This is a genomic window from Streptococcus infantis (genome assembly GCF_047463175.1).
In the GTDB taxonomy this organism is placed as follows: domain Bacteria; phylum Bacillota; class Bacilli; order Lactobacillales; family Streptococcaceae; genus Streptococcus; species Streptococcus infantis_AC.
On sequence record NZ_JASHEJ010000004.1, the window covers coordinates 72,171 to 86,011 of the forward strand.

Sequence of the window (13,841 nt, forward strand, 5' to 3'; positions counted from 1 at the left end):
TTTTCTAGGTCGTATAAATAGTTGATGCTGTCGCAATAGTATGCCACTGATTAGCCGTTGTAGCTGCGAAGTCCTTGTCTGCATAAAAGTCAGTAAATGGAAGAATTTCGACTTCTAATTCTTCGATGCGGTCAATTTGACCAGCCAAATAAGCCTCGATACGGCTTTCTGCTCGCTTGATTCGTTGCAAGAGCCCACCCATACGGATATCTACTGTATCCAAACCAAAGACCTTGTTTTCTTTCAACCATTGCTGGCTAAAGAGCTTGTGAAAGGTTTCAATCTGGCTTCTTAATTTTGGTAATTCTTCTCTAGCAATTTGTTGCAAGCTCTCTTTATCACCTGTTTGATAGGCTTGACGAATGCGTCGTCCCACATCAACCTTGCTACTTAAAATGGCATTCAACTGGGCCTGTGTTTCAAAGAGATAAGCATAGTTTCCTGCTTTTTCTTTAATAGCAACAAGAGTCTCAGCTGCCTGGGCAAAGTGAGGCTTGTCCTGTTCAGGAGTCATGTGTTTATCAAGAATTGGGCAAAGAACATCCTGGTAAAAGACATAGCGGTTGGGGTTTATCCCGCTGAGATTATCTGGTAGATCTGGTAAAAGGTTGGCAATATCAAGTTGCATAAAGTCCTCAACGGATAGGCCTGTATTGGTCTTGAAATGAGCTGACAAACGGTCTAAATCATTGCGGTAGCTGAGTTCTGCCCAGATTTGCAAGCTTGGCAGAATAGAGAACTGAGCTGTTTCACCACCATTGTCCCCCCAACCAGTCACAATGACTTCCTTGATCTGATTAGCACGGCAGGCTTTGTTAGCTTCGACAGCGATGAGACGACTGAAATGGTTGTGTGGTGTAAAACCAATCCACTTCCAAGCACCACCTGCAAAGGCAATATCCTGGCTAATCTTGTGGTGATTACCGAAGTTACGGTTGTATTTTTCTTCGCTATCCTGATAATAATCCCAGTAAACCAAGGTCACACGGTCTTTGAGACGGTCTAAGTAAACACGAGTTTCTTCTGGAATTTCGACATCACGGTCGTACTGGCCATCTGCTGACATGAGTTTGAAGAACATATCGCTCCACATCTGGCAGTGGAAACCATACTTGTCTGCAATATCCAGCACGCGCTCCAAGTGTTGGCACATAAGGAGACTACGATCCACAACACCATTGAGAATCAAATAGCGACCCAAACCAACCAAGTGGGCTTCGTCCATGCCGATATTGACCTTGCGTGTCTGCAGTTTAGACAGAGTAGCAAACATGCCGTCGATTAGGTCGTAAACTTTTTCTTCGCCGATGAGAAGAATGTCCTCTACATCACGAAGTTGCTGGACTTCTTTAACACCCCATTTGACAAAGGCTGATAAGTGGGCCAAGGTCTGGATACATGGGACAAAAGTCATGTCAAACTGCTGGGCGTATGCTTCAATTTCCTGTAACTCTTCAGCTGAATACGCTCCACGGAAATAACCAAAGTAAGGTTGCCCCTCAATCTGATAGGTGTCTTCCATATAGAGCTCAAAGGTTGAATAACCCATGAGAGCCAAGACTTCAATCATCTGTTTGGCAGATGCGACATTTATCACGGCATTTCGCGAACAGTCCGCCATATAGGCTAAATCTTCATAGGCCGCCTGCTCTTCAATCTCTACCTTGTCCCCTTCTGCTAAAGCTGTTGCTAGCACAGATAAAGCACGGTAGAGTTGATGAGGTTTACGGTAGGTCAGTTGATACTGCCCCTTATCACCCTTGATAGAGATAGAAGCTTGGTCAGATTGAGCGACTGCCACCTCTACATCTGATAGAGAAATGTGACTTTTTAATACTTCGATAGCTTGCGCTTGTTTGGAACTAAGTCCTGTAAAACTTACCATTGGTTTTCCTCCTGTAACCAGTTGACAAGGGCACCGTAGAGATTGGCATCTGCCTGATAGGTGCAAGCTTGGATCACTGGCGCAATTGTATATTCTTCATATCTTTCCACAAAGGTGTCTACTGCTTTTTGCACCCCTTTGATAAAATCTGGGTTCTGACTGATAGAGCCACCTAGGCTAATCACATCTGGATCAATCAGGTACTGGATATTGAGCAGTCCTTGAGCTAGATTACGATTCATCCGCTCAATAGCTTCCTGGCAAAGAGTATTGCCGGCTGCCGCCTCTCGGTAAACCTTTCGGCCATCCCAGTCTGACTGACCTGATTTTTCAATTACGTAGCGAACCATGTTTCCTGTAGAAGCTAGTTGTGACCAGTTATTGAGTTTTTCTGCTGGTTCGATAGTAGTCATGTAACCAAACTCTCCACCCAAGCCATGGCGACCACGGTGAATTTTGCCATTGATAATCATGGCCCCGCCAATCCCTGTGCCAATGACAACACAAGCTGCATTTTCAATCTCAGGATGAGCCAGCAGTTCACTAAGTCCAACACAGTTGGCATCATTTTCTAGATGGACAGGGAGTTGGTGATGAGCAAGGGTCTCATACCATGAAAAACCATGGATATAAGGAATGGCACTAATTCCCTCAATCACACCTGTTTCTTGATTGACCGCTCCTGGAACACTCATAGCAATCCCACGATAGTCCTGTTCTGATAAGCATTGGTCCAACCAAGCCAACAAATCTTCTAGAGTTTCTGGAGTTGGGGTGCTGGTCTTATCTAAAATCTTTCCATCAGGAGTTAGACTAGCAAACTTAATGCCAGTCCCTCCGATATCAATCGTTGCAATGGTCATTGCTTTCACCTGCAAAAAGGAGCGAATCAGCAGTTGTTTCTTACTTTTTCGCTCCTCCTTTCTGTTTATGTTTACTTTTTGAAATTAAATTTCTTCTTTTTGAATGAGTTCTGTACGAATTTCCTGTGGTGCCAATAGTCCTGAATGGACTGGGTATGGGCGTTCCAACAAGTCAAGAATGGTTTGTTGTTTTTCAGACACACGGATATTTTCTTGACTCATATTGTAGTAACGGAGGACATAACCTTCTTCATTCTCAGCTACCTTAAAGGCTGTTGGGCAGACTTGTGGCAAGTTCAGTGCCGGATGGTTAAAGAGGCTACCCGTTGCTGCAACGCTACCCTCTTGTTTTGCAACTTGAAGAGCTGTAAATGGCACCTGGAAGGCTTTGGCACGACGGAAAGCTGAGAAGCGTTCCCCTGCTTGGTGACATTCTACTGCAAATTCAACTTCGATATCACGCAAGCACTGAGCTTCCGGCGTTGGGAAGTAGCCCCAGTCACCGAGTTCACCTGAAGCACGGAGAAGGGTTACAGCCATGGTGTCGTCTCCAAGGATTTCGTATTCGTGCAATCCTTTATTGGATACGGTCACTCCTTTTACATCATCATACAAGCTGACAAAGGCTTGTTGGTGTTGTGGATTTTCAGGATTTTCCCAAGAAGCTGCCGGTTTATTTGGTCTTGTCACAACTTCATAGATGCTTTCAGAATCATTGCTTGGACGAGTGTTATGAGTTTTCACCAAGAGACGGATGCGATGATCCTTGGCTGTGTTGGTAAAGCGAGTTTTAAAGCGAATCTGTGGATTGTCCACAAAGACAGTCATTTCTGTTTCAAGAGGAATGGTTGTCAACTCTTCTGAACGACCTGCATCTCGTTTCATGAACTCGATGATACCTCTTTGTTCTGCATCCAATTTTTCATCTGCGCTAACTGGAATAGTCAAGTCATGTTTGAGCAAGATTTTGGCATAGCGAGCATTATTTTCTAAGACTTCATAACCTTTCAGTTGAGCATAGATTGGATCAGTTCCTTTTGGTTGGAAGTAAATGTACTCGTTACCAATATCTCCACGGTCCTCGAATTGGATGAAATCTTCGTAGGCTTCGTTAGTAGTCTTGTCGTAGAGTGTAATTCCTTCATCTACACTCACTGTTACGAATGGTGTATCAATGACTCCATTTTGGTAAATACCATCTCTGTATTCTACTTGACCTTCGACCAATTGGAAGCTTGCCCAAGAAAGCGGAGCAAGGTGGACTGGGATTGTCACGCGCACTTGGCGTGCAATATATGGTTGGCGGAATTTATCCTTAGGCAAAGTATAGCCAAAACTTGCTCCCAAGTCTTCAATCTTGGCTTCAAGGACATGGCCATCCAAATCTTCAACATGGTAATCTGGCAAGGTCACGGCTGCCATCTTCTTGTAACCTTCAGTCGGATGCAATTCTTTAAAATCACAAGTCACAACATCCACTACAACACTAACTGTATCAACCTTGTCATGTAAGGTTGTGTTGACAACGGTAAAGAGGTGGTCGCTTTGCGCATTTTGAGTAGCTAATTTACCCTTCCATTCGTTAAGAAGGTTAGTCTTAACAAAATTCCCAACTTGATTAACCTTGGCAAAACGAGTTTCCATTTCACGGTGAACTTCGTCAATACTACAACCACAGATACTATCGTGCGGTGCATTTTGCAGAAGTACTTTCCAAGCGTAGGTCAATTGATCCTTGTGGTTGTGTCCACCAGTGATAATGGTTAATGGTTCCACTACTTGCTCCAGCAAGTTGCTATTTTCTTGGAAGGCTTGTTTGAGATAAACACGTGAAGAAGAGGTATTGGCAAGGGTGTACCAGCCATCCGTTTCCTGGCTAGTCAACTCACCTGTGACCGTTGATAATTGTTCAGGAAGGGCACTTTCCACTGCTTGGACATATTCGTCAAATGAGCTATGAATAAAGGTCACGTCAGGGAAGAGTTCGTTGGCCACGCGAATGGCTTCACTCAGATTTCTCTGAACAGGCTGGTGGTCACAGCCGTTCATCATCAACCATTGGTTGGTCGATGCATAGTCACGAACGTCTGCTAATTTTTGCTTCCAGAAAGCCAAGGCTTCGTCTTTATCCACTGGAATTTCATTCCCGTTACTGTACCAGTTAGCAAAGAGAATACCGAGGACACGGCTACCATCAGCCCCTTGCCAGTACATCTCAGAAAATTGAGAGGTAAACTGTTCATCTTCAAGGACTTGGTTATCAAATCCGATTGGCTTGACACCGCGACCAAAGGCTGCTACGTGAATACCTGATTTTTGAAGGATTTGAGGAGCCTGCCCCATATTTCCAAAGGTGTCTGGGAAGTAACCAATTTGAGTAGATTTGCCCCATTTAGCACATTCCGCTTGTCCAATCAAGGTATTGCGGACGTTAGCTTCACTGGAAATCAAGTAATCATCCTGCAAGATATAGAATGGTCCAATCTTCAATTTGCCTTCGTCGATATAACGCTGCACCTTGTCACGGTTTTCAGGGCGAATTTCTAAATAGTCATCGAGGACAATGGTTTGTCCATCTAGGTGGAAGCTCTTGAACTCAGGATCATTTTCAAACAGATCAAACAGATTGTCAAAAAGTTCCACCAATTGCATACGGTGACTTTCAAAAGGTAGATACCACTCACGATCCCAGTGACTGTGAGAGATGATATGTACAACAACATTTTCCATGAGTAAAACCTCATTCTAACTTAAATTTAAAAATATATTTGTGATTCTTTCCTAGAATCAGTTGAGCGAAAACGTGCTCCTTATACTCAATGAAAATCAAAGAGCAAACTAGGAAGCTAGCCGCAGGCTGTACTTGAGTACGGCAAGGTGAAGCTGACGTGGTTTGAATTTGATTTTCGAAGAGTATTAGCGAATATCTAGGTAATCCAAGACCAATTCGCAGAACATCATGTTGGCCCAAGAGAACCATTCACGAGAGTAGAGAGTCGGATCATCTACGTGGAAGCTTTCGTGCATAACCCCTGTTCCGCCATCACAGGCAACTAGTTGGTCTAGCAAGTATTTTTTCTCAGCTTTATCTGTAGCTGTTAAGCCTTGGATAGATAGGGCAATCGGCCAGATATAACGATAGAAGGTATGAGAGCTTCCGAGACCGCTAGCGTATTCTCCTTGGTAGAAGTAGGGATTTTCAGGGCTGAGAATGGTGCGACGAGTTGCTTGATACACTTCGTCATTGACATCACAGTAACCAAGATATGGAGCAGCTAACAAACTTGGTACGTTAGGGTCGTCCATGATGCTGGCATTTCCTAAACCGTCTACTTCAAAGGCATAGATCTTCTCGCCCTTGCTGTTAGTCGTGTAGGCGTAATTTTCGATCCCTTCTTGTATTTCAGCTTGCAGGCGTTTTGCATCTGCAATGATACTCTCACTATCAGCTAGATTCAATGTAGCAAAAATTTCCTGGACATATCCCAAAACAACCACCGCAAACATATTTGATGGAATCAAGTAGCTATACTGACAGCAGTCATCACTCGGACGAAAGGCTGACCAGGTCATCCCTGTCACGGCAAAATTAGGACCAAAACCATCATTTACCAAGGTATCTTCCTTACGATCAGTATCACGAACGAAACGGTATGGTGAGTTATTGTGATCTTGCTCCACCGTCCAGAGATGGAGAATCTCCTTAGTCGCCGTAACAAAAGTTTCATCAAACTGGCTAGTCTCACCAGTTTCCTTCCAAAGAAGGTAAGCCAATTGCAAGGGATAGCAAAGCGAATCTACTTCATACTTGCGTTCCCAAATCCAGCCATTGAGGTCTGTATGGTCTGTCTCGTGATGCCCTTTCCAGTTCTCCTCAATATTGAAAGAGTTAGCATAGGGATCCTTGAGGATCAAGGTCATCTGGCGTTTGACCAAACCAGCAATGGTCTGACGCAAACGAGGGTCTCTTTTAGCCACATGAAGATAAGGTCTAAGCTGAGCAGTTGAGTCACGAAGCCACATAGCTGGGATATCTCCAGTCAATACAAAAGTTGAGCCGTCGTCTAAGATTTCAACTGTATTGTCTAAAGTGTCTGTATAGCAACGTTCAAAAATATCTACCCATTCAGGATGATCTTTGGCACGGTCTGCTACCTCATCTAGCCACTCTCTAATAATTTCTTTTGAATAAACCATATACTATTTTGCCTCTTTCAAACAGATTTTCATTTTCAGTATATAGCTTTTAGCCCAGAAAATATATACACAAATGTTAGTCATTATTCTACAAAATTGTTATATTTGAAACTTCTTTTCTAAAGGCTAAATTTTCTGATATAATGTAGAAAACTACTGAAGGAACTACTATGAAACCTATACTTGAAACCATTGATACGCGTTTTGGAACAGCCAGTAAACACGCTTTTTCTCGAGGCAATACACTACCGTACACTGGAGTGCCATTCGGCATGAATTACTTTGTCCCCCAAACTAGTGACCAGGAAGGATCTTGGTTCTTTGATCCCCATCTTCCTATCTTTCAGGGTATTCGACTAACCCACCAACCTAGCCCTTGGATTGGTGATTACTCCTGGCTCTTACTGACACCAATTACAGGAGAAATCAGCGACGATACTCTCTTTCATCGTCAATCTTCTTATAATCTTGAACGTGCTATTTTTAATCCTCATTTTCTAAAGATTTTTTCTGAGCGTTATCAGATTGAAACCCAACTCACACCTACTTGCTATGGGGCTTCTATTCAACTAAGACAGATACAAGGCAAGAAGCTCTCACTCTATCTGCATGCAACTGATGATTTATCATTAGAGCAAGTAAATGAGCGTACTGTCAGCCTTGGTCAAAGCGGATTAACCGAAACCAACAAAAGTCCCCTCGTCATGTTTACTGCTCTCGCATTCTCTACGGATATTCTATCTATCAATCAAGTGGGGCAAGACTGGCGTATTGACTTGGCTGGAGCAGAAGCTCTAGTTCAACTAGCTACTTCTTTTATTTCTAAAGAACAGGCCCTCTTTAATCTGCCTAGAAAAGACTTTGAAGAAACGAAGTCAGAGGCTAAAGCAAGTTGGGAAGACCTTCTAGGCCGTTTTGATGTCGTGGAAACTGGCTCTGTAGACCGAACATTTTTTGATCACTGTCTTTATAGACTCTTGCTTTTCCCACAAACCTTCTATGAGGTAAATGAGCAAGGCGAGAATATTCATATAGACCTTGCTTCAGGGACTATCAAACCAGGGCTATTCTTTACCAACAATGGTTTTTGGGATACCTTCCGCACTTCATTCCCTCTCTTTGCCTTGATTGTTCCAGAGTACTATCGTCAATTTCTTGAGGGCTTCCTCAATAGCTATAGAGATACTGGGTATCTCCCTAAGTGGCTGGCTCCTGACGAAAGAGGAATGATGCCTGGGACTTTGATTGATGGTGTACTAGCAGATAGTGCTTGCAAGGATATGGCACCTGAACTTGAAGAAGAATTTCTCAAAGCCATGATCGAAACTGCGACAAAGGCAGATCCAAAAGTTATCAACGGGCGACACGGCCTAAGCCAATACCAAGAACTGGGCTATTTATCCACAGATTATCATGAAAGTGTCAGTCACACACTTGACTATGCTTACAGCGATTTTTGTATCTCTACTTGTTCAGAAAAATTAGGTCAAGAAGAGCTAGCCCAAACCTATGCTCACTATTCTAAAAACTATCAAAACCTCTTTGACTCTGAGACGGGTTACATGAGGGCGCGTGATGTAGATGGCAACTTCCGTCCTGACTTTTCTCCTTATAGTTGGGGTCGTGACTACGCTGAGTGTTCAGCTATTCAAGCCAGTCTCGGTGTCTTACACGATATTTCTGGACTTAGCCAACTAATGGGAGGGAAAGAAGTCTTTAGCAACTATCTTTTGAAAGCTTGTCAAAGTCTCCCACTTTTTGAAACAACGGGCTATGGATATGAAATTCATGAGATGAGCGAGATGGCAACAGCTCCATTTGGTCAACTAGCCATTTCCAACCAACCAAGTTTCCACATCCCTTATCTGTTCCGCTACAGTAGTTATCCTCAATATACCAGTCTCTTAATCAAGACCCTCCGTCAAAAAGCCTTCCGAGCTAGCTGGGATGCTTATCCGGGCGATGAGGATAATGGTAGTCTTTCGGCTTGGTATGTCTGGTCTGCTCTTGGACTTTACCCAACCTGCCCAGGAAAAGCAAGTTATGACCTTGGAATTCCGCTCTTTGATCACCTTCGTGTCTATCTGGCAGAAAAAAATCAGTGGTTGGATGTTCGTACTCAACAAAATTATGAACACTTCCACTTTGTCCAAGACTGTCAACTGGACGGAAAAGAAAAACAAAGTATCAGCCATCAGGAACTGCTCAATGCTAAGACTCTTGACTTTACCCTCAGCTGGTTACCGAAGCACTAATAGATCAAATCCCTTTGTCATGCACAAAGGGGTTTTCTTATCCATATAAAGTTATCCACAGACTGTGAATAACCTTCAACTTTTTTTCGGAAAAGATTTTCAAGTTTTTCCAAAATATCTTTCCAATCCAAGTTCATAGGATGTACAAGAGAATAAAGTCTATAAACCCTGTCCTAACAAGGTTTATAAACGATTGATTTGTTTCCTATTCTGTAAATTTCGTCTCTCTTTTTCCTATTAGAATTATAAAGAGACAGTTATTGTTTTCACCTCAAGTTATCCACAGGTTGTGGATAATCTTTTTCTAAACCAACAAGCCTTATTCCCTATCTGTTAGCTAGCTTTTACTTTTTTTATAGTAAATTTCAAATTTTGTTAGGCGCTTTCAAAAAAACATGATATACTAAAATTATTAGAAAAGGAGACATTATGAAAAAAGATCAACACCAACTTAATTGGCTGATGGTTTCGCTGATTGCTTTCAACATGGTTTGGGGGCTAGGAAACGTCGTCAACAACTATTCTCAACAGGGAATTTCAGTAGTCGTATCTTGGGTTTTAATCCTCGCACTCTACTTTATCCCATATTCACTCATCGTCGGACAACTAGGTTCTACCTTCAAGGAAAGCGGAAGTGGTGTTAGTGACTGGGTTGAAAAAACATCAACCAAACGCCTCGCCTACTTTGCCGCTTGGACCTACTGGGTTGTGCATATCCCTTATCTTGCACAAAAACCTCAAGGAATCCTGATTCCGCTTGGATGGGCCTTGCAGGGTAATGGACAATTTCTAAAACAAATCGACATCCACTTGATTGTTATTCTCTGCTTGCTAATCTTTGGACTTTTCCTCTACCTTTCTACAAAAGGATTGACAACTCTAAAAGTCATCGGTAGCTTGGCAGGAAGTGCCATGTTGATTATGTCTTTACTCTTTGTGCTTTTGGCTGTCGGTCTGCCTTTCATTAAGCCAGACATCCAGTTTGCGACACCGCACATGGATCAACTGAGCACCTACATTCCAAACTTTGATTTTTCTTATTTCACAACAATCTCATTACTGGTCTTTGCAGTTGGTGGTTGTGAAAAAATTTCCCCTTATGTGAATCAGACTCGTAATCCTGCAAAAGAATTTCCAAAAGGTATGATTGTCATGGCCATTATGGTAGGACTCTCTGCTATCCTTGGTTCAGTTGCCATGGGAATGCTATTTGATGGTAATAACATCCCTGAAGACCTCATGCGTAATGGTGCTTATCAAGCCTTCCAAATGTTAGGAAATTCTTGGGGAGTTGGAAATCTTTTCGTTGTGATTTACGCTCTTACAAATATGGTCGGACAAATCGCTGCGCTTGCCTTCTCTATTGACGCACCATTACAAATCCTACTCAATAACGCTGACGAAAACTACATCCCAAGCTGGCTTCGTAAACGTACTGAAAAAGGTGTCCTCATTAACGGCTACCTCCTTACAGGCGTCCTCGTTAGCCTTATCATCATCCTTCCAATTTTTGGTATCCAAGAAATTGATGGACTTGTAAAATGGATGACCAACCTCAATTCTATCGTAATGCCAATGCGTTATCTCTGGGTATTCCTTGCCTATATGATGCTCAATCGCGCTTGGAAAACATACAAAAATGCCGAATACAAGTTTGTTAACAATCCTAAACTTGGCTTTGTGATTGGTACTTGGTGCTTCCTCTTCACTGCCTTTGCTTGTATCCTAGGTATGGTTCCAAAAATTAGCTATGCTGAGAATCCGACTGCTTGGCAATTCTCTCTTCTTACAAACATCTTGACCCCAATTATTCTGATTGGTTTAGGTGTTATTCTACCAATCCTTGCAAAAAAAGAACAAAAGAAACAAATCAAATAAATCCTACTATTAGCTAGATAGTTTTACTTTTGTCTTTTCCTGAAAGAAAAATCCCCTTTGAACCATAATGTTCAAGGGGATTTCTTTTTTGTCTGATAGGCTATTTCTACTTAGCTTCGTACCAAGTTACGCCTTCATTTTCATCAGCAATCAGGGGCACACTGAGTTGAATGGCTTCTTCCATGGTTTGTTTCACTAGAGCTTTAACAGCTGCTAGTTCTGATTTTGGAACCTCAAGGACGATTTCATCATGCACTTGCAAGAGCATCTTGGTCTGATAACCACCCTCAACTAGAGCTTTGTCTAGCTGAATCATAGCAATTTTGAGAATATCTGCAGCCGATCCTTGGATAGGGGAGTTGATAGCTGTCCGCTCTGCAAAACCACGAATGTTAAAGTTACGCGAATTGATATCTGGTAACTCACGGCGACGTTTGAAGAGGGTCTCTACATAACCCTTATCACGTGCCTCACGTACCACTTCATCCATGTAATTTTTGATACCAGGGAAGCGTTCAAAGTAAGTGTCGATGTATGCCTTAGCCTCTTTACGGCTGATACCTAGGTTATTGGATAAACCAAAGTCTGAAATTCCGTAAACCACTCCAAAGTTGACAGCCTTGGCATTGCGACGGTCGTATGGAGTCACATCTTCAGGACGTTCAATTCCAAAGACCCGCATGGCTGTCGAGGTATGGATGTCAGCCCCCTCTTGAAAGGCCTTGATTAAGTGCTCATCTTTAGAGATATGGGCTAAAACTCGCAACTCAATCTGTGAATAGTCCGAACTGAGAAGGACACTATCCTCCCACTCTGGTACAAAAGCCTTACGAATGAGGCGACCTTGTTCCAACCGAACAGGAATATTTTGCAAGTTTGGATCGACACTAGACAAACGCCCTGTCTGAGTCAAATCCTGTACATAGCGCGTGTGAATCTTGCCATCAGCTAAAATCCAGTCCTGTAAACCAATCACATAAGTAGATTGAATCTTAGCAATCTGACGGTAATCAAGAATTTTCTTGACAATTGGTGCGATTGGGGCTAAACGCTCCAAGACGTCTACTGCTGTTGAGTAACCGGTCTTGGTTTTCTTAGTATATTCTAGAGGAAGACCTAACTTTTCAAAGAGTAGTTCTCCTAATTGCTTGGGTGAATTGATATTAAACTCTTCACCAGCCAGCTCATAAATTTCTTGCGTCAGTTTTTCAATGACCCGCTCATTTTCAGCTTGCATCTCCATTAAGGTTTCTTTTTTAACCTTAATCCCAGCGATTTCCATCTTAGCAAGGACAAAGGCCAGAGGTTGCTCCATGTCATAGAGGAGGTCTAGTTGCCCGTTTTCACTTAATTTCTCAAGTAAGACAGGCTCCGTCTCAACCAATACAGCAACCTTACGAGCCAAGTGTTCCAAGAATTTCTCTCGCTCTGGGATAGCTTTTTTGACACCCTTGCCGTAGAAAGTTTCATCATCGACTAGGTAAGTTTGACCATAGAGACTAGCAATGGTTGAAATTTCATTGTTCTCTACTGTCGATAGAAGATATTTGGCTAAACGACTGTCAAAAGCAGGGGCCTGCAAAGTCAAACTAAAACGATTTAAGAGAACTTTTGCTTTCTTAAAATCATACACTTTTAGAGGTGTTTTTCCTAGAAAATCTTTAAAAATCGGATTCTGCAGCAGTTCCAACTTATCTGTAGCGTAGAGCTGATCCCCACATGACCATGCAAAACCAATCAATTCATCTGTATGGTAGTTTTCCCCAAAGAGTTCAAAGTGGAAGATGGAGTCTTCAATCAGCATATCTTTACTCACTTTATCAACCATAGTAAAGTTCAATGCTTCAGTTTGATTGGTCTGAGAAGCATTCAAGGCTTGTTTGAGCTGCTTAAAGCCCATCTCATCGTAGAATTTACCAAGGTTTTCCACATCTGGACCGCTATAAACCAAATCATCCAGTCCAATCTCAATCGGTGCTTTCGTATCGATAGTTGCGAGTGTTCTAGATAGGAAGGCTTGTTCCTTGTCATTGACAAGATTTTCCTTCATCTTAGAAGCCTTCATACTATCGATATTTTCATAAATCCCTTCAAGTGAGCCATGTTCAAGCAAAAGCTTAATACCTGTCTTTTCACCAATCTTAGTTACGCCAGGGATATTATCCGACTTATCTCCCATGAGAGCCTTAAGATCGATAAATTGAGTTGGTGTGATGCCCATCTTTTCCATGAGATAATCCGGTGTAAATGCCTCAAACTCAGCTACACCTTTCTTGGAAATCTCAACCACCGTATGTTCATCCGTCAACTGAATTAAATCCTTGTCTCCACTGACGATAGTTACATCAAAAGATTCCTTTTCAGCCAAGCGACCCAGGGTACCAATGATATCATCTGCTTCATACTGGGCCAACTCATAATGGCGAATCCCCAGATGGTCTAGCAACTCACGGATAAAAGGAAATTGCTCCCGAAACTCATCCGGAGTCTTGGCACGACCACCCTTATAATCTGCATACATCTCTGTACGGAAAGTCGTCTTCCCCGCATCAAAAGCAACCAAGATATGACTCGGTTGAATACGCTCCAACAGATGATTTAGCATCAGGTGAAAACCGTAGATTGCATTGGTATGAAGTCCATTGTCATTTTTAAAACGATCCAGTTGCTGGTAAAGCGCAAAGAATGCTCTGAAAGCAACTGAAGAACCGTCAATTAGTAATAATTTTTTCTTGTCCATACACCCATTATAAAGGAAAGCAG

Annotated in this window: 7 protein-coding genes; 2 read left to right on the forward strand and 5 right to left on the reverse strand. The window is 42.4% G+C overall.

Features of this window, described 5'->3' with window-relative positions:
• Nucleotides 1-4 precede the first annotated feature (4 nt).
• The 4 genes from QM859_RS08410 to QM859_RS08425 all read right to left on the reverse strand — a co-directional run bounded on the left by QM859_RS08410 (nt 5) and on the right by QM859_RS08425 (nt 6,945).
• Nucleotides 5-1,885: a beta-N-acetylhexosaminidase gene (locus QM859_RS08410; protein WP_414262764.1), complete on the reverse strand. Its 1,881-nt coding sequence runs from the start codon at nt 1,883-1,885 to the stop codon at nt 5-7.
• A complete protein-coding gene (locus QM859_RS08415; RefSeq protein ID WP_414262765.1) occupies nt 1,879-2,748 on the reverse strand; it encodes an ROK family protein in 870 nt (289 codons plus the stop codon). Before QM859_RS08415 ends, QM859_RS08410 begins: the two co-directional genes overlap by 7 nt.
• 84 nt (nt 2,749-2,832) lie before the next feature.
• On the reverse strand, nt 2,833-5,478 hold the full coding sequence (locus QM859_RS08420; protein WP_414262766.1) for an alpha-mannosidase: 2,646 nt from the start codon (nt 5,476-5,478) through the stop codon (nt 2,833-2,835).
• Between the two features lie 186 nt (nt 5,479-5,664).
• Nucleotides 5,665-6,945, reverse strand: coding sequence for a glycoside hydrolase family 125 protein (locus tag QM859_RS08425; RefSeq protein ID WP_414262767.1), 1,281 nt, complete (start codon nt 6,943-6,945; stop codon nt 5,665-5,667).
• Nucleotides 6,946-7,115: 170 nt separating this feature from the next.
• Between QM859_RS08425 and QM859_RS08430 the strand changes: the two genes are divergently transcribed.
• Both QM859_RS08430 and QM859_RS08435 read left to right on the forward strand, forming a co-directional pair.
• Complete coding sequence (locus QM859_RS08430; protein WP_414262768.1) at nt 7,116-9,200, forward strand: GH92 family glycosyl hydrolase; 2,085 nt, start codon at nt 7,116-7,118, stop codon at nt 9,198-9,200.
• Nucleotides 9,201-9,629: 429 nt separating this feature from the next.
• Nucleotides 9,630-11,078 carry an APC family permease gene (locus tag QM859_RS08435; protein ID WP_414262769.1) on the forward strand — a complete coding sequence of 483 codons (1,449 nt, stop codon included), beginning with the start codon at nt 9,630-9,632 and terminating at the stop codon, nt 11,076-11,078.
• A 106-nt stretch (nt 11,079-11,184) separates the two neighbouring features.
• On the opposite strand, the gene polA is transcribed toward QM859_RS08435, so the two are convergent.
• Nucleotides 11,185-13,818 (reverse strand): DNA polymerase I, encoded by a 2,634-nt coding sequence (polA, locus tag QM859_RS08440; protein ID WP_414262770.1) that lies wholly within the window; start codon nt 13,816-13,818, stop codon nt 11,185-11,187.
• Between the last annotated feature and the right edge of the window lie 23 nt (nt 13,819-13,841).

Bases quoted from the DNA above. Each gene is read 5' to 3' on its own strand.
- QM859_RS08415 (WP_414262765.1), bottom strand. From the start codon at position 2,748: ATGACCATTGCAACGATTGATATCGGAGGGACTGGCATTAAGTTTGCT.
- QM859_RS08410 (WP_414262764.1), bottom strand. From the start codon at position 1,885: ATGGTAAGTTTTACAGGACTTAGTTCCAAACAAGCGCAAGCTATCGAA.
- polA (WP_414262770.1), bottom strand. From the start codon at position 13,818: ATGGACAAGAAAAAATTATTACTAATTGACGGTTCTTCAGTTGCTTTC.
- QM859_RS08425 (WP_414262767.1), bottom strand. From the start codon at position 6,945: ATGGTTTATTCAAAAGAAATTATTAGAGAGTGGCTAGATGAGGTAGCA.
- QM859_RS08435 (WP_414262769.1), top strand. From the start codon at position 9,630: ATGAAAAAAGATCAACACCAACTTAATTGGCTGATGGTTTCGCTGATT.
- QM859_RS08420 (WP_414262766.1), bottom strand. From the start codon at position 5,478: ATGGAAAATGTTGTTGTACATATCATCTCTCACAGTCACTGGGATCGT.
- QM859_RS08430 (WP_414262768.1), top strand. From the start codon at position 7,116: ATGAAACCTATACTTGAAACCATTGATACGCGTTTTGGAACAGCCAGT.